Origin of the sequence: Acidovorax sp. HDW3 (assembly GCF_011303755.1) — a bacterium.
Lineage (GTDB): Bacteria > Pseudomonadota > Gammaproteobacteria > Burkholderiales > Burkholderiaceae_C > Paenacidovorax.
Map to the genome: position 1 here is coordinate 643,143 of NZ_CP049885.1, position 24,080 is coordinate 667,222.

21 protein-coding genes are annotated in these 24,080 nt (G+C 69.4%); 14 read left to right on the forward strand and 7 right to left on the reverse strand.

Annotated elements, in window-relative coordinates; translation table 11 throughout:
- Positions 1-3 precede the first annotated feature (3 nt).
- From G7045_RS02870 to G7045_RS02935, 14 genes are all read left to right on the forward strand, one after another.
- On the forward strand, positions 4-102 hold the full coding sequence (locus G7045_RS02870) for a potassium-transporting ATPase subunit F (protein ID WP_166157044.1): 99 nt from the start codon (positions 4-6) through the stop codon (positions 100-102).
- A gap of 110 nt (positions 103-212) precedes the next feature.
- Complete coding sequence (kdpA, locus tag G7045_RS02875) at positions 213-1,919, forward strand: potassium-transporting ATPase subunit KdpA (protein ID WP_166157047.1); 1,707 nt, start codon at positions 213-215, stop codon at positions 1,917-1,919.
- A gap of 13 nt (positions 1,920-1,932) precedes the next feature.
- The gene (gene kdpC / locus G7045_RS02880) at positions 1,933-2,640 is read left to right on the forward strand and encodes a K(+)-transporting ATPase subunit C (protein ID WP_166157050.1); all 708 of its coding nucleotides are present in this window, start codon (positions 1,933-1,935) and stop codon (positions 2,638-2,640) included.
- Complete coding sequence (kdpB, locus tag G7045_RS02885; protein ID WP_166157053.1) at positions 2,630-4,741, forward strand: potassium-transporting ATPase subunit KdpB; 2,112 nt, start codon at positions 2,630-2,632, stop codon at positions 4,739-4,741. Before kdpC ends, kdpB begins: the two co-directional genes overlap by 11 nt.
- 27 nt (positions 4,742-4,768) lie before the next feature.
- Positions 4,769-4,921, forward strand: a complete 153-nt coding sequence (locus tag G7045_RS02890; RefSeq protein ID WP_166157056.1) for a hypothetical protein — start codon at positions 4,769-4,771, stop codon at positions 4,919-4,921.
- Positions 4,922-4,968: 47 nt separating this feature from the next.
- Positions 4,969-5,796: a TorF family putative porin gene (locus tag G7045_RS02895; RefSeq protein ID WP_166157059.1), complete on the forward strand. Its 828-nt coding sequence runs from the start codon at positions 4,969-4,971 to the stop codon at positions 5,794-5,796.
- A gap of 50 nt (positions 5,797-5,846) precedes the next feature.
- Positions 5,847-8,612, forward strand: a complete 2,766-nt coding sequence (locus tag G7045_RS02900) for a DUF4118 domain-containing protein (RefSeq protein WP_166157062.1) — start codon at positions 5,847-5,849, stop codon at positions 8,610-8,612.
- Positions 8,609-9,295 (forward strand): two-component system response regulator KdpE, encoded by a 687-nt coding sequence (gene kdpE / locus G7045_RS02905; RefSeq protein ID WP_166157065.1) that lies wholly within the window; start codon positions 8,609-8,611, stop codon positions 9,293-9,295. The genes G7045_RS02900 and kdpE overlap by 4 nt, the downstream gene beginning before the upstream one ends.
- An 82-nt stretch (positions 9,296-9,377) precedes the next feature.
- Positions 9,378-11,978: an ATP-dependent chaperone ClpB gene (gene clpB / locus G7045_RS02910; RefSeq protein ID WP_166157068.1), complete on the forward strand. Its 2,601-nt coding sequence runs from the start codon at positions 9,378-9,380 to the stop codon at positions 11,976-11,978.
- A 51-nt stretch (positions 11,979-12,029) separates the two neighbouring features.
- Complete coding sequence (locus G7045_RS02915) at positions 12,030-12,344, forward strand: hypothetical protein (RefSeq protein ID WP_166157071.1); 315 nt, start codon at positions 12,030-12,032, stop codon at positions 12,342-12,344.
- Positions 12,345-12,377: 33 nt separating this feature from the next.
- The gene (locus G7045_RS02920) at positions 12,378-13,817 is read left to right on the forward strand and encodes a coniferyl aldehyde dehydrogenase (protein ID WP_166157074.1); all 1,440 of its coding nucleotides are present in this window, start codon (positions 12,378-12,380) and stop codon (positions 13,815-13,817) included.
- A 159-nt stretch (positions 13,818-13,976) separates the two neighbouring features.
- Complete coding sequence (locus G7045_RS02925; protein WP_166157077.1) at positions 13,977-14,498, forward strand: GNAT family N-acetyltransferase; 522 nt, start codon at positions 13,977-13,979, stop codon at positions 14,496-14,498.
- 78 nt (positions 14,499-14,576) lie between these two features.
- On the forward strand, positions 14,577-15,677 hold the full coding sequence (locus G7045_RS02930; protein ID WP_166160327.1) for a class I SAM-dependent methyltransferase: 1,101 nt from the start codon (positions 14,577-14,579) through the stop codon (positions 15,675-15,677).
- 45 nt (positions 15,678-15,722) lie between these two features.
- Positions 15,723-16,712, forward strand: a complete 990-nt coding sequence (locus tag G7045_RS02935) for a tRNA dihydrouridine synthase (RefSeq protein ID WP_370521701.1) — start codon at positions 15,723-15,725, stop codon at positions 16,710-16,712.
- On the opposite strand, the gene mnmH is transcribed toward G7045_RS02935, so the two are convergent.
- The 7 genes from mnmH to sufB form a co-directional block, all read right to left on the reverse strand.
- Entirely contained in the window at positions 16,654-17,724 is a 1,071-nt protein-coding gene (mnmH, locus tag G7045_RS02940) for a tRNA 2-selenouridine(34) synthase MnmH (protein WP_166157080.1), read from the reverse strand. The genes G7045_RS02935 and mnmH overlap by 59 nt on opposite strands.
- 36 nt (positions 17,725-17,760) lie before the next feature.
- Entirely contained in the window at positions 17,761-18,315 is a 555-nt protein-coding gene (sufT, locus tag G7045_RS02945) for a putative Fe-S cluster assembly protein SufT (RefSeq protein ID WP_166157083.1), read from the reverse strand.
- Positions 18,312-18,779, reverse strand: a complete 468-nt coding sequence (gene sufU / locus G7045_RS02950) for a Fe-S cluster assembly sulfur transfer protein SufU (protein ID WP_166157086.1) — start codon at positions 18,777-18,779, stop codon at positions 18,312-18,314. The genes sufT and sufU overlap by 4 nt, the downstream gene beginning before the upstream one ends.
- Positions 18,776-20,017, reverse strand: coding sequence for an aminotransferase class V-fold PLP-dependent enzyme (locus tag G7045_RS02955; protein WP_166157089.1), 1,242 nt, complete (start codon positions 20,015-20,017; stop codon positions 18,776-18,778). Before G7045_RS02955 ends, sufU begins: the two co-directional genes overlap by 4 nt.
- A gap of 465 nt (positions 20,018-20,482) precedes the next feature.
- Positions 20,483-21,706: a SufD family Fe-S cluster assembly protein gene (locus tag G7045_RS02960; RefSeq protein ID WP_166157092.1), complete on the reverse strand. Its 1,224-nt coding sequence runs from the start codon at positions 21,704-21,706 to the stop codon at positions 20,483-20,485.
- 2 nt (positions 21,707-21,708) lie between these two features.
- Positions 21,709-22,491: a Fe-S cluster assembly ATPase SufC gene (sufC, locus tag G7045_RS02965; protein ID WP_166157095.1), complete on the reverse strand. Its 783-nt coding sequence runs from the start codon at positions 22,489-22,491 to the stop codon at positions 21,709-21,711.
- A gap of 94 nt (positions 22,492-22,585) precedes the next feature.
- Complete coding sequence (gene sufB / locus G7045_RS02970) at positions 22,586-24,067, reverse strand: Fe-S cluster assembly protein SufB (RefSeq protein ID WP_166157098.1); 1,482 nt, start codon at positions 24,065-24,067, stop codon at positions 22,586-22,588.
- Between the last annotated feature and the right edge of the window lie 13 nt (positions 24,068-24,080).

Sequence of the window (24,080 nt, forward strand, 5' to 3'; positions counted from 1 at the left end):
CCCATGACCGGCCTCGCCCTGCTCCATTGGCTGGCCGCTGGCGGCGCCTGCGCCCTGTTCGTCTACCTCGGTTACGCCTTGCTGCGGCCCGGGCAGTTTTGACGGCTGGAGGCTGCACATGCAAGACCTGATCTACATCGGCCTGTCGGCCGCGTTTTTTGCCGCCACCGCCTGGGCCGTCCTGGCGCTGCGCCGGCTGTAAGGGGGCGCTCATGGAACTCAATATCACCGGCTTTGCCCTGGTGCTGGCGGTCATGGGGGCGCTGGCCGTTCTTATGGGCCACTGGCTGGCCAAGGCCTTTCAAGACGAGCGCCACTGGGCGGTCGAGCGCCTGAGCTACCGCGCGCTGGGCGTTGACCCGGCCGAAACCATGGGCTGGGCGCGCTATGGCCTGGCGCTGCTCTTGTCCAACGCCGCCATGATGACCCTGGGCTACCTGCTGCTGCGCCTGCAGGGCTGGCTGCCGTGGAACGACCTGGGCAACCTGGCGCAAACGCCCGACCTGGCCTTCAACACCGCGGCCTCGTTCATCACCAACACCAACTGGCAGGCGTATGCGGGCGAGAGCAGCCTGTCCAACGCCACACAGATGCTGGCGATCACCTTCCTGATGTTCTGCGGCGCCACGGCCGGCGTGGCGGCGGCGGGTGGCTTCATCCGTGCGCTCTCACGCGCCAGCAGCCAGGACATGGGCAACTACTGGGTGGACTTCATGCGCGTGCTCTGGCGCGTGATGCTGCCGCTGTGCTTTGCCATGGCCCTGGTCTATGTCTGGCAGGGAATGCCGCAAACCCTGGACAGCCAGGCCGTGGCGACCACGCTTGAAGGCGCGCGCCAGCAGATCGTCTTGGGCCCGGTGGCGAGCCTGGAGAGCATCAAGCACATAGGCACCAACGGCGGCGGTTTTTTCAGCATGAACGCCGCGCACCCGTTCGAGAACCCGACACCGCTGACCAACACGCTGCATATCCTCTCGATGCTGCTGATCCCGTCGGCGCTTACTGTCACCTTCGGCCTGATGCTGGCGCGCCGGCGCCAGGGCTGGGTGTTCTTTGGCGCTTTCCTGACCCTGTTCATCGGCTTCCTGGCGCTGGTGTACGGCGCCGAGCAAGGCGGCAACCTGCTGCTCGCCAAGGCCGGCGCCGACCAGAGCCTGAGCGCGACCCAGCCGGGCGGCAACATGGAAGGCAAGGAAATGCGCTTCGGCATTGCCGGCACGGCCTTGTTCGTGGCCACCACCACGGCGGCGACCACGGGCTCGGTCAACGCCATGCACGACTCGCTCACGCCCCTGGGCGGCTTCGTGCCGCTGGCGCAGATGATGCTCAACTGCGTGTTCGGCGGCGACGGCGTGGGGCTCATCAACCTGATCCAGTACGCCATCCTCACCGTCTTTCTGGCCGGCATGATGATCGGGCGCACGCCCGAGTTCCTGGGCAAGAAGATCGAGGCGCGCGAGATCCAGCTCGTCATGCTCTCGGTGCTGGCGCACCCGGCGGCCATCCTGGGCTTCACGGCGCTGGCCGCGCTCTGGCCCGACACCGGCGCCAGCCTGGCGAACCACGGCGCGCATGGCTTCTCGGAAGTGCTCTACGCCTACACCTCGGGCACGGCCAACAACGGCTCGGCCTTTGCCGGTTTCAACGCCAACACGCCGTTCTTCAACACCACCATCGGCCTGGCGATGCTGGTCGGGCGCTACCTCACGCTGCTGCCGCTGCTGGCCGTGGCCGGCTCGCTGGCGGCCAAGAAAACCGTGGCCGCAGGCCCCGGCACCTTCCCCACGGCCACGCCGCTGTTCATGGGCCTGCTGGTGTTCGTGGTGCTGATCGTCGGCGGCCTGACCTTCCTGCCCGCCCTCGCCCTGGGCCCCGTCGTCGAGCAGCTGCAAATGCTGGCCGGCCAGGTGCAACCGTGATTGGAGATTTGCCATGACCACCCATACTCTTTCCGTTTCCGCCAGCACCCCGGCGCAGCGCAGCCCGCTGCAGGGGCTGCTGGGCCCCTGCGTGCGCGGCGCGGTGTTCGTCGCCCTGGTCACCGGCCTGGCCTACCCACTGCTGACCACCGGCGTGGCCCAGCTCGCGCTGCCGGCGCAGGCTTCGGGCAGCCTGGTGCGCCAGGGCGAGGCCATCGTGGGCTCGCAGCTCATCGGCCAGCAGTTTACGGCGGCGCATTTCTTTCATGCCCGCCCTAGCAGCACCAGCGCATCCGACCCGCAGAACCCGGGCCAGACGGTGAGTGCGCCCTACAACGCTGCTGCCTCGGGGGCGAGCAATCAGGGGCCGACCAACGCGGCCCTGATCGACGCCGTGGCCCAGCGCGCCAGCGCCTACCGCGTCGCCAACGGCCTGGCGGCCACGGCGGTCGTGCCGGTGGACGCCGTCACCGCCTCGGGCTCCGGGCTCGATCCCCACATCTCGCTGGCCAACGCCCAGCTGCAGGTGGTGCGTGTGGCGCAGGTGCGTGGTCTGGCCCCGGCCCAGGTGCAGGCCCTGGTGGCCACGCACACCGAGGGTCGCCTGCTCGGCTTGCTCGGTGAGCCGCGCGTCAACGTCCTGGCTCTGAACCTGGCGCTAGAGGCTCAGGCCCCGCGCCAGCTGGCCGCTCGCACAGAGGGAGTCAAACATGTCGAATAAAAAATCCCTGTCCCTGTTCGATCCGGCGCTCACGCGCCAGGCGTTGCGCGACGCATTCGCCAAGCTCGCGCCGCAGGCGCAGTGGCGCAACCCGGTGATGTTCGTCGTCTACCTGGGCTCCATCCTCACCACGCTGCTGTTCGTGCAGGCGCTGCTGGGCGCGGGCGAGGCGCCGGCGGGCTTCATCCTGGCGATCAGCCTGTGGCTGTGGTTCACGGTGCTGTTCGCCAACTTTGCCGAGGCCCTGGCCGAAGGCCGCAGTAAGGCGCAGGCGGCCAGCCTGCGCGGCCTCAAAAAGCAGACCTGGGCCAAGCGGCTCGACGGCAGCCGCTACGAGGGCGGCCACCACGCGCGCAGCGAGCTGCCCTGGCTGCCCATCGAGGCCGACAGCCTGCGCAAGGGCGACATCGTGCTGGTCGAGGCCGGCGAGGTGATCCCGGCTGACGGCGAGGTCATCGACGGCGTGGCCTCGGTGGACGAGTCGGCCATCACGGGCGAATCGGCGCCGGTGATCCGCGAGGCGGGCGGCGACTTTTCCGCCGTTACCGGCGGTACGCGCGTGCTGTCGGACTGGATCGTGGCGCGCGTGGCGGTGAACCCGGGCGAGACCTTCGTCGATCGCATGATCGCCATGGTCGAAGGCGCGAGCCGCAAGAAAACGCCCAACGAGATTGCGCTCACCATCCTGCTCGTCGGGCTGACGCTGGTGTTCCTGCTGGTGATCGCCACGCTGCTGCCGTTCTCGCGCTTTGCCGTGGCGCAAGCCGTGAACGCGGGAGGGAGTGGCACCGTGGTCAGCATCACCGTGCTGGTGGCGCTGCTGGTGTGCCTGATTCCGACCACCATCGGCGGCCTGCTTTCGGCCATTGGCGTCGCCGGCATGAGCCGCATGATGCAGGCCAATGTCATCGCCACCTCGGGCCGTGCCGTGGAGGCGGCGGGCGACGTGGACGTGCTGCTGCTGGACAAGACCGGCACCATCACCCTGGGCAACCGCCAGGCCAGCAGCTTCATCGCCGTGCGCGGCGTGAGCGAGCAGCAGCTGGCCGACGCGGCGCAGCTGGCCTCGCTGGCCGACGAGACGCCCGAGGGCCGCAGCATCGTCGTGCTGGCCAAGCAGCGGTTCAACCTGCGCGAGCGCGACGTGGCCAAGCTGGGCGCGCAGTTTGTGCACTTCACGGCGCAAACGCGCATGAGCGGAGTTGACCTGGGCGATGGCCGCAGCATCCGCAAGGGCGCGGCCGAGGCCGTGCGCCGCCATGTCGAATCGCTGGGCGGCTCCTTTCCCGCCGAGCTGCAGCAAAGCGTGGACGACATTGCGCGCCGGGGCAGCACGCCGCTGGTGGTGGCCGAGGGCAGCCGCGCGCTGGGCGTGGTTGAGCTCAAGGACATCGTCAAGGGCGGCATCAAGGAGCGCTTTGCCGAGCTGCGCCGCATGGGCATCAAGACGGTGATGATCACCGGCGACAACCGCCTCACCTCCGCCGCCATTGCCGCCGAGGCCGGGGTGGACGACTTCCTGGCCGAGGCCACGCCCGAGGCCAAGCTGGCGCTGATCCGCGAGCACCAGGCCAAAGGCCAGCTGGTGGCCATGACCGGCGACGGCACCAACGACGCCCCGGCGCTGGCCCAGGCCGACGTCGCCGTGGCCATGAACACCGGCACCCAGGCCGCCAAGGAAGCCGGCAACATGGTGGACCTGGACAGCAACCCCACCAAGCTGATCGAGATCGTCGAGACCGGCAAGCAGATGCTGATGACGCGCGGTGCGCTCACCACCTTCAGCATTGCCAACGACCTGGCCAAGTACTTCGCCATCATCCCGGCGGCCTTCGTCAGCACCTACCCGCAGCTGGCGGCGCTCAACGTCATGGGGCTCGCCAGCCCGGACTCGGCCATCCTGTCGGCGGTGATCTTCAACGCGCTGATCATCGTCGTGCTCATCCCGCTGGCCTTGAAGGGCGTGCCGTACCGTGCCGTGGGCGCCGCCGCACTGCTGCGCCGCAATCTGCTGATCTACGGCCTGGGCGGGGTCATCGTGCCCTTCATTGGCATCAAGCTGATTGATGTGCTGATTTCCGCTCTATGGCTTGTAGGATAAGCGCAAGCAGCTATTAAAAATATAGTGATGCCTGCCTTTGACCTGACCCTTGCCGATGGCCTGGCCCTGCTCGCTGCGCTGGCCGTGCTGGTGCTGCCCATGGCACTGGCCTGGCTGCTGGTGCGGCGCAGCGCGGGCGAGCGCAAGGCACAGCCCACCCCACCCGAGCACGAGCGCTGAGCCGTCCTGGTGGTGAATCCTTTTTCTCTTTTTCCACGGATTTTGTGATGCAACGTCTTCTCAACTCTTTTGCACTGGCTGCAGTCCTGGCCGGCGCCGTGACGACACCCGCCCAGGCCGAACCCGGCTGGAGCGCCAACCTCAACCTCGCGAGCCACTACCGCTTTCGCGGTATCGACCAGACCTGGGGCCGCCCAGCGGTGCAGGGCGGCATCGACTGGAACCACGAGGGCGGTTGGTATGCCGGTGCCTGGGCCTCCAACGTCAGCCAGCGCTCCTACCCCGGCGGCGGCGCCGAGATCGACCTGTATGGCGGCTACAACGGCAAGATTGGCGACGTCTGGAGCTATACCGCTGGCGTCTATGGCTACCTCTATCCCGGCGCCAACCTGCGCCATGCGCAATGCCCCTCGGCGGCCTTCTCTGCCCCCTGCGACGGCCTGCCCAGCCAGCGTTTCAACACCCTGGAGCTCAACGCCGGCCTGGGCTGGAAGTGGCTCGCCTACAAGCTGTCGGTATCGGCCACCGACTACTTCGGCGCCAACCAGCGCACCGGCTACAGCGGCGGCACCAGCGGCACGCTCTACCACGACCTGACGCTGACCGTACCGCTGTCGGACACGCTGAACCTCATCGCTCACGCCGGCTACACCGACGTCCGCGCCCGCTACGGCGCACACAAGCCCAGCTACGCCGACTGGCGCGTGGCGCTGGGCCAGAGCTTCGAGGGCGGCTGGAACGCCAGCCTGGCCGCCGTCGGCGCTAGCAACGATGGCATGTACCGCCCGCCCAGCGGCGGCCTGTCGGCCACCAATGGCGCCACGCGTGCGCTCAACCGCACGGTGGTGGTGCTGCAGGTCGGCAAGACCTTCTGAGCGTTCCTCTGGCCGCCACCTGTGCCAGTCCTGAGGACATAACATTCGCCATGTCCGCACTGCCCGATACGCACGACGACCCGCGCCCCGACCCCGACGCGCTGCTGCGCCAAGTCCACGCCGACGCCGCGCGCGCCGAGCGCGGGCGGCTGAAGATTTTCTTTGGCGCCTCGGCGGGCGTGGGCAAGACCTACGCCATGCTGCAGGCCGCGCGCGCCGCCCAGGCGCAGGGGGCCGTCTTGACGGTGGGCCTGGTCGAAACCCATGGCCGCGCCGAGACCGAGGCGCTGGTGGCCGGCCTGCCGCTGCTGCCCCTCAAAGAGGTGCCGCACAAGAACCGCAGCCTCAAGGAGTTCGACCTGGATGCGGCCCTGGCCTTCGGCGCCGTGCACCTGGGCGGGGCCGCGCCGCCGCTGGTGCTGCTCGACGAGCTGGCGCACAGCAACGCGCCTGGCTCGCGCCACCCCAAGCGCTGGCAGGACGTTGAGGAGCTGCTGACCGCCGGCATCGACGTCTGGAGCACGATGAACGTGCAGCACCTCGAAAGCCTCAACGACATCGTCGGCGGCATTACCGGCATCCGCGTCTGGGAGACGGTGCCCGACACGCTGTTCGACGCCGCCGACGAGGTGCTGGTGGTCGATCTGCCGCCCGACGAGCTGCTGGCGCGGCTGGCGGCCGGCAAGGTCTACATCCCCGCGCAGGCCGAGCGCGCGGCGGCCAACTTCTTCCGCAAGGGCAACCTGATTGCGCTGCGCGAACTGGCACTGCGCCGCACGGCCGACCGGGTGGACAGCCAGATGCAGACCTGGCGCCGCACCGCCGGCAATGCCCGCGGCGGCCAGCCGCAGTGGTCCACGCGCGACGCGCTGCTGGCCTGCGTAGGGCCCGGTGCAGGCGGCGAGGCCGTGGTGCGCAGCGCCGCGCGCCTGGCGACGCAAAGCGGTCTGCCCTGGCACGCCGTTTTCGTCGATGCGCCCTCGCAGCAGAACGTGGCCCCGGCCGAGCGCGAGCAGGCCCTGCGCGCGCTCAAGCTGGCGCAGGAGCTGGGCGCGGGCGTTGCCACGCCCACCGGCGCCGACGTGGTGCACACGCTGGCGCGCTATGCGCGCGAGCACAACCTCTCGCGCCTGGTGCTGGGGCGGCGCAGCGGGCGCCGGCAGTGGCGCGCCTCGCTGACCGAGCGTCTGGCCGAGCAGACGCCGGACATGGACATCCTGCAGGTGCCGCTGCCGCTGCAGGCGGGCGCCGCGCCGCCGCAGCAGCGTGCGCCCGGGGCCACGGCGCCCGTCCCCTGGCTGGGCTACGCGGTGGCCACAGGCGCCTGCTTTGCCGTGGCCCTGCTGGCCACGCCGCTCAGCAGCGTGCTGGAGCTGACCAACATCGTCATGCTGTTTCTGCTGGTGGTGGTGGGCGTGGCGCTGCGCTACGGGCGCGGGCCGGCCATGCTGGCGGCCTTTCTGGGGGTGGCGCTGTTTGACTTTTTCTTTGTGCCGCCCCGGCTGTCGTTCAACGTCAGCGACGTGCAATACCTCATCACCTTCACCGTGATGCTGGTGGTGGCCCTGGTCGTGGGCCAGCTCATGGCCAGCCTGCGGGCCCAGGCGCGCGCCGCCACCGAGCGCGAGCGGCGCGTGCGCGGGCTCTACCAGATGTCGCGCGAGCTTTCCGCCGTGCTGCAGGTGGAGCAGGTGGCGGAGGTGGGGGCGCGTTTTCTGCGGGCCGAATTCAATGCTCCATCGGCTCTGCTGGTGCTCGATGACGACAACCATCTGGTGCTGCAGCCCGGCGCCTCGGCGCAGGTCGATCACGCCGTGGCGCAATGGTGCTTCGACCGGGGCGAGGCCGCAGGCCGGGGCACGAACACGCTGCCGGCCAGCGCCAGCCTGATGCTGCCGCTCAAGGGCCCCATGCGGCTGCGCGGCGTGCTGGTGCTGCAGCCGGCGCAGGCCAGCACGCTCACGCCCGAGCAGCGCCAGCTGCTCGACACCTGCGCCTCGCTGCTGGCGATCTCCATCGAGCGCATCCACTACATCCAGGTGGCGCAGAGCACCACGGTGCAGATGGAGTCCGAGCGCCTGCGCAACTCGCTGCTCTCGGCCATCTCGCACGACCTGCGCACGCCGCTGGCGGCGCTGGTGGGGCTGGCTGACACCTTGGAGCGCACACAGCCGCCGTTGCCGCCGGCGCAGGCCGAGATCACCGCCGCCATGCGCGAATCGGCGCAGCGCATGAACGCCCTGGTGGCCAACCTGCTCGATATGGCGCGCCTGGAGTCGGGCGGCGTGCCCCTGCGCCGCGAATGGCAGCCGCTGGAAGAAGTGTTGGGCAGCGCCCTGGCCGCCTGCCAGCCGGTGCTGGCGCGGCACCCGGTGGAACTGCAGCTGCCCGATGACCTGCCGCTGCTGCACCTGGACGCCACGCTGCTCGAACGCGTGCTGGCCAACCTGCTGGAGAACGCCGCCAAGTACACGCCAGCGGCCACGCCCATTCGCATTGCCGCCACGCCGCTGGCGCAGGAGCTGCGCATCACCGTCGATGACGACGGCCCCGGCCTGCCGCCGGGGCGCGAGGAGGCGGTGTTCGAGAAGTTCGAGCGTGGCAGCAAGGAATCGAGCGCGCCGGGCGTGGGCCTGGGGCTGGCCATCTGCCGCGCCATCGTGCAGGCGCATGGCGGGCGCATCTGGGGCGAAAATCGCCTGCAGGACGGCCGGGTCGCCGGTGCGCGCTTCGTCATCGTGCTGCCGCGCGGCACGCCGCCGCAGGACGACGGCAGCCAGGCCTTTGCCGCGCAGCCGGGCCCAGAGACACCATGAACGCCATCCGCATACTGATCGTCGAGGACGAGGACAACATCCGCCGCTTCGTGCGCCTGACCCTGGCCGCCGAGGGCTACGAGGTGTTCGAGGCGGCCAGCTTGCAGCGCGGCCTGATCGAGGCCGGCACGCGCCGCCCTGACCTGCTGGTGCTCGACCTGGGCCTGCCCGACGGTGACGGCGTGGACTTGATTCGCGAGCTGCGCACCTGGTCGGCCATGCCCATCATCGTGCTCTCGGCGCGCAGCAGCGAGGCCGACAAGATCGCCGCCCTGGACGCCGGCGCCGACGACTACCTGGTCAAGCCCTTCGGCGCTGGCGAGCTGCTGGCGCGCGTGCGCGCCCAGCTGCGCCGCCAGCAGGGGCCCACGGCGGCGGGCGAGCCGCTGCTGCGCTTTGGCGACGTGGCCATCGACCTCACCCGGCGCAGCGTGGCGCGCGCCGGCCAGGCGCTGCACCTGACGCCGATCGAATACCGCCTGCTGACCTACCTGGCGGCGCACCCGGAAAAGGTGCTCACCCACCAGCAGCTGCTGCAGGCCGTCTGGGGCCCGGGCCACGCCAGCGACACGCACTACGTGCGCGTGCACATGGCCAACCTGCGCAAAAAGCTCGAAGACGACCCGGCGCGCCCGCGCCACCTGTGCACCGAGGCGGGCATCGGCTACCGGCTGGTGGTGTGAGCAGACCGCTTGAAAACAGGGGGGTGTGCCATCACGTAGAGGTCATTCAACTATGGTTGACACACACAAGGGAGCCCTCCCCATGCGCATCGACAAACTCACCACCAAGTTCCAAGAAGCCCTGGCCGAGGCCCAGACCCTGGCCCTGGGCAACGACCACGCCTACATCGACCCGCTGCACCTGCTCGCCGCCATGCTGCGCCAGGAGGACGGCCCGCGTGCGCTTTTGCAGCGCGCCGGCGTGCAGTTGCCCGCCCTGCAGGCGGCGATCGAGAACGCCGTCAAGCGCCTGCCGCAGGTGCAGGGGCAAGAGCAGGTGCAGGTCGGCCCCGACCTGGCGCGGCTGCTGCAGGCGACGGAAAAAGAAGCCATCAAGCGCGGCGATGCCTTCATCGCCAGCGAATTGTTTTTGCTCGCCCTGGCCGATGGCAAGGGCGAGGCCACGCACATTGCGCAGCAGCACGGCCTCTCGCGCAAAAGCCTGGAAGCGGCCATCGACGCCGTGCGCGGCGGGCAAAAAGTGGATAGCGCCGAGGCCGAGGGCCAGCGCGAGGCGCTGAAAAAATACTGCCTGGACCTCACCGAGCGCGCCCGCATGGGCAAGCTCGATCCGGTGATCGGCCGCGACGATGAGATTCGCCGCGCCATCCAGGTGCTGCAGCGGCGCAGCAAGAACAACCCGGTGCTGATCGGCGAGCCCGGCGTGGGCAAGACCGCCATCGTCGAAGGGCTGGCGCAGCGCATCATCGCGGGCGAGGTGCCCGAGAGCCTCAAGGGCAAGCGCGTACTCAGCCTGGACATGGCGGCGCTGCTGGCAGGCGCCAAGTACCGGGGCGAGTTCGAGGAGCGCCTCAAATCCGTGCTCAAAGAGCTGGCGCAGGACGAGGGCCAGACGATTGTGTTTATCGACGAGCTGCACACCATGGTCGGCGCCGGCAAGGCCGAGGGCGCGATGGACGCGGGCAATATGCTCAAGCCGGCGCTGGCGCGCGGCGAGCTGCACTGCGTGGGCGCCACCACGCTCGATGAATACCGCAAGTACATCGAGAAAGACGCGGCGCTGGAGCGGCGCTTTCAAAAAATCCTGGTGGGTGAGCCGACGGTGGAGGCCACCATCGCCATCCTGCGCGGCCTGCAAGAGCGCTACGAGCTGCACCACGGCGTGGACATCACCGACCCGGCCATCGTCGCGGCAGCGGAATTGAGCCACCGCTACATTACCGACCGCTTCCTGCCTGACAAGGCGATTGACCTGATCGACGAGGCAGCGGCCAAGATCAAGATCGAGATCGACTCCAAGCCCGAGGCCATCGACCGGCTCGACCGCCGCCTGATCCAGTTGCAGATCGAGCGCGAGGCGGTGAAGAAGGAAAAGGACGAAGCCTCGCAAAAACGCCTGCAGCTCATCGAGGAAGAAATCGCCAGCCTGCAGCGCGAGATTGCCGACCTCGAAGACCTGTGGAAAAGCGAAAAAGCCCAGGCCCAGGGCAGCCAGCAGGTGCGCGAGCAGGTGGAAAAGGTCAAGCTGCAGATCGAGGAATTCAAGCGCAAGGGCGACTTCAACAAGGTCGCCGAGCTGCAGTACGGCCAGTTGCCCGAGCTGGAAAAGCAGCTCAAGGAAGCGCAGGCCAAAGAGGCCGGCAGCGCCGGTGCGCCGGCTGCGCACCGCCTGCTGCGCACCCAGGTGGGGGCCGAAGAAATTGCCGAGGTGGTCAGCCGCGCCACCGGCATTCCCGTGGCCAAGATGATGCAGGGCGAGAAAGACAAGCTCTTGCAGATGGAGGACAAGCTGCACCAGCGCGTGGTCGGCCAGGACGAGGCGATTGCCGCCGTCGCCAACGCCATCCGCCGCTCGCGCTCGGGTCTGTCCGACCCCAACCGGCCCACGGGCTCGTTCCTGTTCCTCGGCCCCACGGGCGTGGGCAAGACCGAGCTGTGCAAGGCGCTGGCAGGCTTTTTGTTCGACAGCGAGGAGCACCTGATTCGCATCGACATGAGCGAATTCATGGAAAAGCATAGCGTCGCACGCTTGATTGGCGCGCCTCCGGGCTATGTGGGCTATGAGGAGGGCGGCTACCTGACGGAGGCCGTGCGGCGCAAGCCGTATTCCGTGCTGCTGCTCGACGAGGTCGAAAAAGCGCACCCGGACGTGTTCAACGTGCTCTTGCAGGTGCTCGACGATGGCCGCCTGACCGACGGCCAGGGGCGCACGGTGGACTTCAAGAACACCGTCATCGTGATGACCAGCAACATCGGTTCGCACCTGATCCAGGCCATGGTGGGCCAGGACAGCGAGGACATCAAGGAGGCGGTGTGGGGCGAGTTGAAAAACCACTTCCGCCCCGAATTCCTCAATCGCATCGACGAAACGGTGGTGTTCCACGGCCTGGATGCGGCGCACATTGCGGCCATTGCCAGAATTCAGCTGCGCATCCTGCAGCAGCGCCTCGATCGCCTGGAGCTGCACCTGAAGGTGTCGGAGGCGGCGCTGGCCGAGCTGGCCAAGGTCGGGTTCGATCCGGTGTTTGGCGCCCGGCCCTTGAAGCGCGCCATCCAGCAGCGCATCGAGAACCCGCTGTCCAAGCTGCTGCTCGAAGGCCGCTTTGCGCCCAAGAGCACGATTGCGGTCGATGTCGATCCGGTGCAGGCGCCGGGTGTATTTCAATTTGAACTGGCGGCGTAACGCTGCCCTCCCCGCGCCGCCTGGGCGCGGGGTTTTAGAGAAGGATTGGATTTGACCGATTTTTTTGCCACCGTCATCGGTTGGGTGCTGCGCGCGGTGCTGGTGCTCGCCGGTTTGGTGTTTTTCCTGAGCCTGCTCGCCGCCGCCACGCTGCTGGCCTTGTTGTGGCTGCTGCGTGCGCTGTGGGCGCGGGCCACGGGCCAGCCGGTGGTGGCCTGGCGCATGGGCATCGATCCGCGCGCCGGCTTTGGCCGCGTGTACCGCAGCGCCGAGCGCTGGACGCCCCCGGCGCGCCGGCGTGGCGGTGTCCTGCCCGGGGCCGACAGCGTTACCGACGTTACCGTGCGGGAAGTGCGCAAACCCTAATTTGGCCGAGCCCAGCGCCCTATCATGCAGCGCATGAAAACCGAAGACATCCGCGCCCTGTTCGACGCCCAGTACCAGGCCAGCCGTGCCCAGACTGAGGTGCCCCTGCTTTTGCGCCGCGAGCGCCTGCTGCGGATGCGCCGGCTCATTGACGAGCACCAGGGGGCGCTGTCGGCGGCGATGCAGGCCGACTTCGGGATGCGTTCGCCGCGCCTGTCCGAGGTGGCGGATTTTTTTGTGCTGCGCGCGCTGCTGTCGCACACCGAGTCGCACCTGGCGCGCTGGATGAAGCCGCAAAAGGTTTCGACCCCGCTGCACCTGCGCCCGGCGCGCGCCTACATCGCGCGCCAGCCGCTGGGCGTGGTGGGGGTGATTTCTCCTTGGAACTACCCGGTGCAGCTGGCGCTGGCGCCGGCCATCACCGCGCTGGCAGCGGGTAACCGTGTGCTGCTCAAGCCCAGCGAGCTCACGCCGCACACCAGCGCCAAGCTCGCCGAGGTGGTGGGCCAGTTCTTTGCGCCCGAGGAGTTTGCCGTCGTCCAGGGCGACGCGGCCACGGCGGCGCTGGTGGCTTCGCTGCCGTTTGACCATCTGGTGTTCACTGGCTCCACGGCGGTGGGGCGCAAGGTGGCGCAGGCGGCAGCGGCCAACCTCACGCCCACCACGCTGGAATTGGGCGGCAAGTCGCCCTGCATCGTCGATGCTGGCGCCAATCTGCAGGACGCGGCCCTCAAGATCGCCCACGGCAAGCTGCTTAACGCCGGCCAGACCTGCATTGCGCCCGATTACCTGCTGCTGCCCAGGGGCAGCGAGGCGGCGTTCACGGCCGCCTACCGCGCCGCCGTGGCGCAGCTGTTCCCGCAGATCGAAGGCAACCCCGACTACGCCGCCATCATCACGCCGCGCCACCTGGCGCGCCTGCGCACCATGCTGCAGCAGGCCCAGACCCAGGGGGCCGAGGTGGTCAACGTGCAGCCGGCGCCGCCGCAGCCCGTGCCCAACCACCAGGGCGGCCTGGGCGAGGGCATCAGCCGCCAGCTGGCGCCGACGCTGGTGTTTGGCGCCACCTCGGCCATGCAGCTGATGCAGGAAGAAATTTTCGGCCCCATCTTGCCGGTGGTGACCTACGAGCGGCTCGACGACGCCATCACGCACATCAACGCCGGCCCGCGCCCGCTGGCGCTGTACTGGTTTGGCAGCGACAACGCCGCGCGCGACCGGGTGCTGGCCTGCACCGTCAGCGGTGGCGTGACGGTGAACGACACGCTGATGCACATCGCGCACGACAACCTGCCGTTTGGCGGCGTGGGCGATAGTGGCATTGGCGCCTACCACGGCGAGATCGGTTTCTTGCGCCTGACGCACCAGAAGGCGGTGCTGCTGCAGTCGCCGCTGTCCATGGGCTGGCTGTTCTACCCGCCCTACGGCGCGCGTTTTGACCGCGTGATGGCGCTGCTGCGGCGCTGGTTGTGAGGGGATGGCGTGAGGGGATTACGGCTGGCTTGTGACGCTTGTCAAGGCCGAAACCAGTATGTGCACGGGGCAGTTGCACAGGGGGGCTAGAGGTGTAGCGGGCAAATTTGCGACAATCGCAGGTTTTCCGAATTTCCCCCTCTCTCCCGGTTCCCCCCCATGTCGAGTATCCAGGTTCGTCCGGCCACGTTGCGTGATGCCAAGGCCATTGCACAGATTCACACCACTTCCGCGCAAGAGGCTTACAAAGGGCTGTTGCCCGATGATCAATTGAAATCCATGTCTTCGGTGGAGAAGCGCCAGGCTTACTGGCGCGAAGCCATCGAGTACTGCGAGCCCCAGGTGCAAGTTGCCGTCGATGGCGACAAGATCGTCGGCTTCGTCGGTTTTGACCGTTCGCGCGACGCCAAATCGCGCCAAACCACGGGCGAAATCTGGGCCATCTACGCCGCCCCCAGCCACTGGAACCAGGGCGTGGGCGTGGCCTTGTGGGACGCCGCCCGCGACGGCCTGTCCGAAGAGGGCTGCACCACCGTCACCGCCTGGGTGCCGCTGCGCAACGAGCGCGCGCTGCGCTTTCATGAAATGGCCGGCTTCAAGCGCGAGATGAGCACCGCCAAGACCGCCGTCGTCGGCGGCGTGAAGATCGAAGAAGTGCGCCTGCAGCGCCCCCTGAGCTAAACCACCGTGACTGCCGCCGCCACCCTCAGCTGGCACGAGCAAGGCCAGGAACGCAGCGCCCTGTGGCGCAGCGAGAGCATGGCCGCGCCGCCCCGGCGCGTGCAGTGCGTGGACGACACCCTGAACGCCGACGCCGCCTACCGCCTGGCCTGCGAGGGCACGGCGCTGCTGTGGCGCGGTGACTTCCACAACGCCCGCCAGCTGCTGCTGGCGCTGCAGCGGCGCCTGGCGCGCCCGCCGCGCAAGGGTGACAAGGGCGGTCAGGGCGGCAAGGGCGGTAAAGCGCCGCCGGCCAAGCCTTTTCCCGAAGCCTTTCACCTGCACCGCCTGGCGCAGGCCCAGCGTGCGCGCGTGTTGTCGATGCTGCTCATCGAGCTGGCGGGCGACTACAGCGTGGCCCTGCGCCGCGCGCCCGACTGGCGCGCCGCCTGCACCGAGGCCTGGGGCCCGGCGCCGGGCCAGGCCCTGGTCATGCCGCTGCGCCAGCTGCTGGGCGCCAACGGCGCGCACGAGTGGCGCAAGAAAGGCGTGCCGATTCCTGCCCTGGGCGGCGCGCACATCCACCCGCACTACGGCGTGTTCTCGCCGGTGCGCGGCGAATACGTCGAGCTGCTGGCCCAGGCGCCGCTGCCGCCCGCTTGTGCGCTGGCGTTCGACATCGGCGTCGGCACGGGCGTGCTCTCGGCCGTGCTCGCGCGCCGGGGCGTGGCGCGCATCGTCGCCACCGACCAGGACGCCCGCGCCCTGGCCTGCGCGCAGGACAACCTGCAGCGCCTGGGTCTGGCGGCGCAGGTGCAGCTGCTGCACACCGATTTGTTTCCGCCGGGGCGGGCGCCGCTCATCGTCTGCAACCCGCCCTGGCTGCCCGGGCGTGCCAGCAGCGCCATCGAGCGCGCCGTGTACGACGAGGACAGCGCCATGCTGCGCGGCTACCTGGCGGGGCTCAAGGCGCACCTGGCGCCCGGGGGCGAGGGCTGGCTCATCCTCTCCGACCTGGCCGAGCACCTGGGCCTGCGCCCGCGTGCGCAGCTGCTGGCCTGGATCGAGGCCGCCGGCCTGCGCGTGCTCGCGCGCCACGACACGCGCGCGCAGCACCCCAAGGCGCAGGACGCGGCCGACCCGCTGCACGCCGCCCGCAGCGCCGAGCTGACGTCGCTCTGGCGCCTCGGAGTGCTATAAATTTCATAGCTGCTTGCGCTTGTGTATCAAGCGCTGGAGCCTGATTTGACCCATAAACCACTGCTGCTGGCGCCGATGGAGGGCCTGCTCGACTGGGTGCTGCGCGACCTGCTCACGCGCGTCGGCGGCGTCGATCGCTGCGTCAGCGAGTTCATCCGCATCACCGACCAGCTGCTGCCCGAGCGGGTGTTTTTGCGCACCCTGCCGGAGCTGCAAAACGGCAGCTGTACGCCCGCGGGCGTGCCGGTGCGCGCGCAGCTGCTGGGCTCGAACCCGGCCTGCATGGCCGAGAACGCCGCGCGCCTGGCGCAGCTGGGCGCCGAAGGCATAGACCTGAACTTTGGCTGCCCGGCCAAGACCGTGAACCGCCACGGCGGCGGCGCCGCGCTGCTGCGCGAGCCCGAGCGCATTGGCGCCGTCGTGGCCGCCGTGCGCCGCGCCGTGCCGGCGGCGCTGCCGGTGTCGGCCAAGATGCGCCTGGGCTGGAGCGACAGCGCGCAGGCGCTCGATTGCGCCCTGGCGATGCAGGATGGCGGCGCGGGCGAGATCGTGGTGCACGCGCGCACCAAGGAGGACGGCTACCGTCCGCCGGCCTACTGGGAGCGCATTCCCGCGCTGCGTGCGGCGCTGCGCGTGCCGCTGGTGGCCAATGGCGAAATCTGGACGCTCGAAGATGCGCTGCGCTGCCGCGCGCTCGCCGGCTGCGACGCGCTCATGCTCGGGCGCGGCGCCGTTGCCGACCCGGGGCTGGCGCTGGCGATCCGCGCGCACGACGCTGGCCAGTGCGGCGCTGCCGTGCTGCCCTGGAGTGCGCTGGTGCCGCAGCTGCAGGCGTTCTGGCAGCTGGTCAGCGGCTGCATGTCGGCGCACCAGCGCGCCGGGCGCATCAAGCAGTGGCTCAACCTGCTGCGCCGGCGCTACCCCGAGGCCGAGGTGGCGTTTGCCGAGCTGCGCCTGCTGCGCGAGGCGCCGGCCATCACGGCCTGGGTGCAGCAGCTGGCGCCAGCTGTGCAATCGCCTGCGCCAGGGCGTTGACCGAGGCGGGCGTTAAATCGTCGGTGGCGACGCTTTGGCGCGTGGCCCACTGGAACAGGTTTTTGCTCTGCGAGCGCTGGTACAGCGGGTCGTAGTGCAGCGCCATCAGCTCCGCAAACAAGGGCGCCAGGGTGCGCTCGTGTGCCCAGGCCTGCCAGCGGGCAATGACCTCGCTGCCGTGCAATTCCTTGAGGGTGCCCAGCAGCCGCGCCAGCTGCGCCGGGTCGTCGCCCAGGTTGGCGTAGTCGCGCAGCAGGAAATCCAGGCGTGCGGCGGTGCCGGCCTCAATCTCGATGCAGGGGCTGGCGCGCAGGCGGCCGAGCAGCGCCAGGGGCACGTTCAGGCGGCCAATGCGCGCGCTTTCGGCCTCGATGTAGATCGGACGCTGCAGATCCATGGCGTCGAGGGCGGCGACGATCTGCGTCTCGAACGCGGTTTGTGCCGGCTGCGCCACGCCGGGCAGGGCACCGAGCACCGAGCCCCGGTGGCGGGCAAACCCTTCGAGGTCGAGCACCTGCGCGCCCTGCGCGGCCAGCGCCTGCAGCACGCGCGTCTTGGCGCTGCCGGTGGGGCCGCAGAGTACGCGCAGCGCCAGCTGCGGCGCCAGGGCGTCGAGCTGGTCGATGACGTGGCGGCGCCAGGCTTTGTAGCCGCCGTACATTTGCTGCGCATCCCAGCCCACCAGGCGCAGCCACTGCACCATGGTGCCGCTGCGCATCCCGCCGCGCCAGCAATACACCAGCGGGCGCCAGTGCGCGGGTTGCTCGGCCAGCGGGCCGCGCAGGTGCGCCGCCAGGTTGGCCGCCACCATGGCGCCGCCCACGCGCCGTGCCTCAAAGGCGCCTTGCTGCTTGTACAGCGTGCCGACGATGACGCGCTCTTCGTTGCTCAGTACCGGCAGGTTGATGGCGCCGGGGATGTGGTCGAGGGCGAATTCTGCGGGCGTGCGGGCGTCGATCAGGGTGTCGTAGCGGTGCCGGTCCGTGACGCGGCAGGGGGGGCGGTGGCTCATGGGGGCGCGATGATAAACGCCGCGCTCAGAGGCGGCTCATAACCCCAGCGTCAGCTGCGCCTCTTCGCTCATCATGGAGCGCTCCCAGGGCGGGTCGAACACCAGGTTGACGGTGATCTCGCCCACGCGCGGCAGGGCCAGCACCTTGTCGCAGACTTCGTTGGCAATCGACTCGCCCATGCCGCAGCCGGGGGCGGTGAGCGTCATGGTGACCACGGCGCGCACCTGGTCGCTGCCGTCGAGCGGCTCGAAGTCGAGCTTGTAGACCAGGCCCAGATCGACGATGTTGACCGGGATCTCGGGGTCGTAGCAGGTGCGCAGCGTGTCCCACACCAGGGGTTCGAGGTCGTCCAGGTGCAGGTCGGCCGGGGCGCTGATGGCCTGGGGCGGCTCTTTGCCGATGGCGTCGGCGTCCTGGCCTTTCAGGCGCACCATCTGCCCCTGCGCCACCAGGGTGAAGGAGCCGCCCAGGGCCTGGGTGATCTGCACGATCTGGCCTTCCTGCAGTTCGTAGGGCTGGCCGCTGGGCACGGTTTCCACCATCACGGTGCGGCGCACCAGCACGTCTTCGCGTTCGCGGCGGTGCATCATGGCTGCGCTCCTTCTTCGGTGCTCACGGCCTGCGCGTCGTTGCTTGCAATGGCGTGCATGAGCGCGTGCCAGCCCAGCAGCGCGCACTTGATGCGGCTGGGGTACTGGCGCACGCCCGCCAGGCTCACGAGCTTGCCCAGCGGCGCTTCCTCGGGGTCTTCCTCGCCCGTGAGCACGGCGCGAAAGTGCTGCTGCAAAGTCTTGGCCACGTCCACGTCGCGGCCCTTGACGGCCTCGGTCATCATCGAGGTCGAGGCCATGCAGATGGCGCAGCCCTGGCCGGAAAAGCGGATGTCCTGCACAGTGCTGCCGTCCATGCGCAGCTCCACGGCCACGCGGTCGCCGCACGAGGGGTTGGTGCCCTGCGCCTGGTGCGTGGGGTCTTGCAGGTGGCCGAAGTTGCGCGGGGCGCGTTTGTGCTCCAGCACCACTTCCTGGTAAAGATCGTTTTCTGCGCTGCTCATCGGAGAACTTTCAGTGCGTGGGCAACGCCGTCGAGCAGGCGCTGCACCTCGTCGGGGGTGTTGTAGAGGGCAAAGGAGGCGCGGGTGGTCGGCCCCAGGCCCAGGTGGTCGTGCAGGGGCTGGGCACAGTGGTGGCCGGTGCGCACGGCGATGCCGCGCTCGTCGAGCAAGGTGCCGATGTCGTGCGGGTGCACGTCCTGCACCACAAAGGACACCAGCGCGGCATCGACGGCGTGGGGCGCGAGCACCGTCACGCCGCCCAGCGCCTGCAGGCCCGCCACGGCTTGCGCGCGCAGGTGGTGGATGTGCGCATCGATGCTGCTGCGGCCTATGCCGGTGATGAAGTCGGCCGCCGCCGCCAGGCCCACGGCGCCGGCGACGTTGGGCGTGCCGCCTTCGAGGCGGGCGGGCAGGCCGGCGTACAGGGCGCGCTCGCAACTGACGTCTTCGACCATGTCGCCGCCCAGGCGCAGGGGGTAGAGGCGCTCAAGCGCCGCACGCCGCCCCACCAGGGCGCCCGTGCCCATGGGGCCGTACATCTTGTGGCCGGAGAAGGCCATGAAGTCGCACGCCAGATCGGCCAGCGCCGGCATGGCGTGGGCCACGGCCTGGGCGGCGTCGAGCACGGTGAGTGCGCCCACGGCCTGGGCCTGGGCCAGCAGGGCCTCGTAGGGCGGGCGCTCGCCGCTGGCGTTGGCCGTGGCCGTCAGCGCCAGCACGCGGGTGTGGGGCGTGAGGGCGGCGGCCAGGGTGGCTTCGGTGATGCGGCCAGCGGCATCGGGGCGCAGCACCACCAGCTCGGCGCCGCTCATGCGCGCGGCGTGTTGCCAGGGCACGAGGTTGGCGTGGTGCTCCAGCGCGGTGCTGATGATGCGGTCGCCCGGACGCAGCCAGGCGTGGCCGGGGCCGCCGGCCCACAGGCCCCAGGCGACCAGGTTCAGCGCCTCGGTCGTGCCGCTGGTGAAGACCAGTTCGTGCTGCTGGCCGGCGCCGACAAAGGCCTTGAGCGTGGCGCGGGCGCTGTCAAAAGCGTCGGTGGCGCGCTGGCTCAGGCTGTGCACGCCCCGGTGGATGTTGGCGCGGTCGTGCTGCTCAAACTGCTGCAGCACCTGCTGCACGGCCAGCGGTGTTTGCGTGGTGGCCGCGTTGTCCAGGTAGGCCAGCGGCTGGCCGTGGATGGTTTGCGCCAGGATGGGAAACTGCGCGCGCAGGGTAGGGGGGAGCAGGGGGCTAGCCATGGCAGCGGCTCCTGTGCAGTGTGTTCTTGCGCGTGTGGCCCCCCCTCTCCCCAACCCTCTCCCGCAAGGGACTTATGTATGCACACATCTTTTTTTGATAGCGCACAACGCTTGTTTGGCGCTGGTTTGCACTCCCTCTCCCCTTGCGGGAGAGGGTTGGGGAGAGGGGTGAATAGGCAAGGTGCTGCCAGCGCCCCCTCTCCCCCGGCCCCTCCCCCGCGAGGGGGGAGGGGAGCAAAAACCGCTCTTTGACCAGGCGGATGGGAGCCGTCAAAAGATGTGTGCATACACAAGCCCGCAAGGGGAGAGGGAGTGAATGCGGGTGCAGGCTGGGCGCGGCCATGCTCCCCTCCCCCCGCGTGGGGGAGGGGCTGGGGGAGAGGGGGTTGAGGTTAAAAATGGCGCTAACGCTTGCTGGGTAAGCGCTAGCAGCTATCAAATTAATAGCTATCAAATCCATGGCTTTCATGCGGTGCTCCCGCTGCCGCCCTGGGCGTGCGTGGCCAGGCGCTGGGCGAGCCAGCCGGTGTCGAGCCACTGGCCCAGCCAGTCGCTGCCTGGCAGGGTGGCTTCGAGTACGGCGCGGGCCATGCCCTGGGTGATGAGGGCGCGGGCCTCGGCCTCGGCCAGGCCGCGTTGGCGGGCGTAGAACAGGGCGTCTGGTGGCAGCGCGCCCCAGGTGGCGCCGTGGGCGGCCTGCACCTGGTCGTGCAGGATTTCCAGGTGCGGGCGCAGGATCAGGCGCGGCGCGCCGTCCAGTGGAATGCCCGTGAGGCGCTGCAGCACCTGGGCCTCGTCGGCGCCGGGGGCGATGCGGGTGTAGGCGTTGCTCACGGCGCGCGCGCCGCTGTGCGCCAGCACCAGGGAGCGCACGGCGCTGTGGCTGTGCGCAGCTTGCAGGTCGGTGTGGGTTTGCTGGTCGATTTGCTGGGCGTCGAGCAGCAAGAGCGCGCCCTGGCGGGCCTGCGCGCCCCGGCCTTGCAGCTGCACGCTGTGGCGCTGCAGGTGGTAGGCGCTGTCGCTGGCGACCAGGGCCTGGGCGTACTCGGCCTGCGCGGCCAGCGTGGCGTGCACGTGGTGCGCCCACTGCGCGCCGCTGCCGGGCGTGGCCAGGCGCAGGTGCTGCAGCTGCGCGCCCGCGCCCAGGCGGATGTGGCTGTGCAGGTTGTGCGTGCCGCTGCCCGCGTGCTCTTCGCGCAGCAGGCAGCGCGCGCCGGGCGCCAGCTCGACGATGAGCGCGGGCGCGCTGACGGCGCTGTGCGGCTGGTGGCGCAGCGTGATCACCACGGGGGGCGCATCCGCGCTGGCGGGCGCGGCAATGCGCAGGTGCAGGCCCTGGCGGCACAGGGCGCGGTGTGCCCAGGCAAAGGGTGCGGCTTCTTGCGCCTTGGCCGGGCCTGCGCCGGGGGCGGGCAGGGCGGCCAGGAGCGCGGCGCGGTCGCGGGCGTTGAGGGCGCTCAGCCATTGCACCTGCACGGCGTCGGCGCTGCCGCTGTCGATGTGCAGCTGCCATTCGGGTGCAGTTGGGGTGGTGGGGGCGATGTTGTCGGGCGTGGCCTCGTCAGCGCCCAGCCACTGCGCCAGCGCGGGCGGGGGCAGGTGGTGGAAGGCTTCGCTGCGCCGGGCGATCCAGCCGCCTTGCTGCAGCTGGGCCTGGGCGGCCTGGCGGTCTTGCAGTGCGCTGTCCATGTTCAGGCCCCTTGCGTGGCGGGGGTGGCGCTGGCGGCGGCAAAGCCGGTGCGGGCGATGCGCTGGGCCAGGGCCAGGTCGCCCACCTCGGCAATGCGGCCCTGGTCCAGGCGCAGCACGGCGCTGGGCGCGAGCTGCTCGATCATCTGCAGGTAGTGCGAGATGACGATGAAGGCCATGCCCGCCGCGCGCAGGCGGGCGACTTGCTCGACCACGGTGCGCACGCCGTCCACGTCCATGCCGGAGTCGATCTCGTCGAGCAGCGCCAGGCGCGGCTGCAGCAGGGTCAGCTGCAAGAGCTCGTTGCGCTTGCGCTCGCCGCCGGAGAAGCCCTCGTTCACCGGGCGGCCGAGCATGGCGGCGGGCAGGCCCAGGTCTTTGGCGGCGCTCTTGGCGCTGGTGAGGAAGTCAAAGGCGTCCAGCGGCGCCTCGCCCCGGGCCTCGCGCACGGCGTTGAGCGCGGTGCGGATGAAAAGGTTGTTCTTCACGCCCGGGATGTCCGGTGGCGCCTGGAAGGAGACGAACAGCCCGGCGCGGGCGCGCTCGTGCGCGGCCATGGCCAGCAGGTCTTGCCCGGCGAGCAGCGCCTGGCCGCCCTCGACGCGAAAGTTCGGGTGCCCGGCCAGCGCCAGCCCGAGGGTGGATTTGCCGCTGCCGTTGGCGCCCATCAGCACCGTGAGGCTGCCCGGCTGCACGTCAAACGACACCGACTGCAAGATGGTGCGCTCGCCAACGGCCACGCGCAGGTCGCGCACTTGCAGCAAGGGGGTGGGGGAGGTCGTCATGGGGTGGGGTTCCTGTTATTTGCTATTGTTTTGATAGCTGCTGGCGCTTGTCCATTGGGCGTTGCAGCCTGATTTGTTCTTGAAAATCGCAGTGTTAGCCAACGGCGCCTTCGAGCGACACGGCCAGCAGCGCCTTGGCTTCCAGGGCAAATTCCATCGGCAGTTCTTCGAGTACCGCCTGGCAAAAGCCGCCGACGATGAGGGCGGTGGCCTCCTCGGGGTCGATGCCGCGCTGCTGGCAGTAAAACAGGCGCTCCTCGCTGATGCGGGTGGTGGTGGCTTCGTGCTCGACCACGGCGTCGCTGCGCGCCGTATCCACGTAGGGGAAGGTGTGCGCGCCGCAGTGCGGGCCGATCAAGAGCGAGTCGCACTGCGTGTGGTTGCGCGCGCCCTCGGCGCCGGGGTTGATGCGCACCAGGCCGCGGTAGGCGTTGTGCGCGTGGCCGGCGCTGATGCCCTTGGAGACGATGCGGCTGGTGGTGTTCTTGCCCAGGTGGATCATCTTGGTGCCGGTGTCGGCCTGCTGGCGGTGGTTGGAGACGGCAATGGAGAAAAACTCGCCGCTCGAACCCTCGCCGCGCAGCACGCAGGAGGGGTACTTCCAGGTGATGGCCGAGCCGGTTTCGATCTGCGTCCAGGCAATGCGCGAACGTTTGCCGGCGGCCAGGCCGCGCTTGGTGACGAAGTTGTAGATGCCGCCGACGCCGTTCTCGTCGCCGGGGTACCAGTTTTGCACCGTCGAATACTTGATGAAGGCGTCGTCCAGCGCCACCAGCTCGACCACGGCGGCGTGCAGCTGGTTCTCGTCGCGCTGCGGCGCGGTGCAGCCCTCCAGGTAGCTCACCGAGCTGCCTTCCTCGGCAATGATGAGGGTGCGCTCGAACTGCCCCGTGCCCTTGGCGTTGATGCGAAAGTACGACGACAGCTCCATCGGGCATTTCACGCCCTTGGGGATGTAGACGAAAGAGCCGTCGGAGAACACGGCGGAGTTGAGCGCGGCGTAGAAGTTGTCGCCCTGCGGCACGACGGTGCCCAGGTATTTTTCGACCAGCTCCGGGTGGTGCTGCACCGCGTGCGAGAAGGAGCAAAAAATCACGCCCACGTCGGCCAGCTGCTGGCGGAAGGTGGTGCCGACCGAGACGGAGTCGAACACCGCATCCACCGCCACGCCCGCGAGCGCGGCGCGCTCGTGCAACGGCACGCCGAGCTTTTCGTAAGTTTCGAGCAGCTTGGGATCGACCTCGTCGAGGCTCTTGGGCTTGTCCTTGAGTGACTTGGGCGCGCTGTAGTACGACAGCGCCTGGAAGTCGATGGGCGCGATCTTCAGGTGCGCCCAGTCGGGCAGCTCCATCGCCTGCCAGCGCTCGAATGCCGCCAGGCGCCAGTTGAGCAAGAACTCAGGCTCTTTTTTCTTGCGCGAGATGGCGCGGATGGTGTCCTCATCGAGCCCGGGGGGCAGGCTGTCGGACTCGATGTCGGTCGTGAAGCCATGCTGGTAGGGGCGTGCCAGCGCCTGCGTGAGTGCAGCGTCCTGGACGGGGGCGGTGGTGGCGGGCTGGGCGGGCGGCTGGCTCATGGTGGGGTGGGGT

What these genes read in the sequence shown, in the direction of transcription:
- G7045_RS02870 (WP_166157044.1), top strand. Translation starts at nt 4, where the DNA reads ATGACCGGCCTCGCCCTGCTCCATTGGCTGGCCGCTGGCGGCGCCTGC.
- kdpA (WP_166157047.1), top strand. Translation starts at nt 213, where the DNA reads ATGGAACTCAATATCACCGGCTTTGCCCTGGTGCTGGCGGTCATGGGG.
- kdpC (WP_166157050.1), top strand. Translation starts at nt 1,933, where the DNA reads ATGACCACCCATACTCTTTCCGTTTCCGCCAGCACCCCGGCGCAGCGC.
- kdpB (WP_166157053.1), top strand. Translation starts at nt 2,630, where the DNA reads ATGTCGAATAAAAAATCCCTGTCCCTGTTCGATCCGGCGCTCACGCGC.
- G7045_RS02890 (WP_166157056.1), top strand. Translation starts at nt 4,769, where the DNA reads ATGCCTGCCTTTGACCTGACCCTTGCCGATGGCCTGGCCCTGCTCGCT.
- G7045_RS02895 (WP_166157059.1), top strand. Translation starts at nt 4,969, where the DNA reads ATGCAACGTCTTCTCAACTCTTTTGCACTGGCTGCAGTCCTGGCCGGC.
- G7045_RS02900 (WP_166157062.1), top strand. Translation starts at nt 5,847, where the DNA reads ATGTCCGCACTGCCCGATACGCACGACGACCCGCGCCCCGACCCCGAC.
- kdpE (WP_166157065.1), top strand. Translation starts at nt 8,609, where the DNA reads ATGAACGCCATCCGCATACTGATCGTCGAGGACGAGGACAACATCCGC.
- clpB (WP_166157068.1), top strand. Translation starts at nt 9,378, where the DNA reads ATGCGCATCGACAAACTCACCACCAAGTTCCAAGAAGCCCTGGCCGAG.
- G7045_RS02920 (WP_166157074.1), top strand. Translation starts at nt 12,378, where the DNA reads ATGAAAACCGAAGACATCCGCGCCCTGTTCGACGCCCAGTACCAGGCC.
- G7045_RS02925 (WP_166157077.1), top strand. Translation starts at nt 13,977, where the DNA reads ATGTCGAGTATCCAGGTTCGTCCGGCCACGTTGCGTGATGCCAAGGCC.
- G7045_RS02930 (WP_166160327.1), top strand. Translation starts at nt 14,577, where the DNA reads ATGGCCGCGCCGCCCCGGCGCGTGCAGTGCGTGGACGACACCCTGAAC.
- mnmH (WP_166157080.1), bottom strand. Translation starts at nt 17,724, where the DNA reads ATGAGCCACCGCCCCCCCTGCCGCGTCACGGACCGGCACCGCTACGAC.
- sufT (WP_166157083.1), bottom strand. Translation starts at nt 18,315, where the DNA reads ATGATGCACCGCCGCGAACGCGAAGACGTGCTGGTGCGCCGCACCGTG.
- sufU (WP_166157086.1), bottom strand. Translation starts at nt 18,779, where the DNA reads ATGAGCAGCGCAGAAAACGATCTTTACCAGGAAGTGGTGCTGGAGCAC.
- G7045_RS02955 (WP_166157089.1), bottom strand. Translation starts at nt 20,017, where the DNA reads ATGGCTAGCCCCCTGCTCCCCCCTACCCTGCGCGCGCAGTTTCCCATC.
- G7045_RS02960 (WP_166157092.1), bottom strand. Translation starts at nt 21,706, where the DNA reads ATGGACAGCGCACTGCAAGACCGCCAGGCCGCCCAGGCCCAGCTGCAG.
- sufC (WP_166157095.1), bottom strand. Translation starts at nt 22,491, where the DNA reads ATGACGACCTCCCCCACCCCCTTGCTGCAAGTGCGCGACCTGCGCGTG.
- sufB (WP_166157098.1), bottom strand. Translation starts at nt 24,067, where the DNA reads ATGAGCCAGCCGCCCGCCCAGCCCGCCACCACCGCCCCCGTCCAGGAC.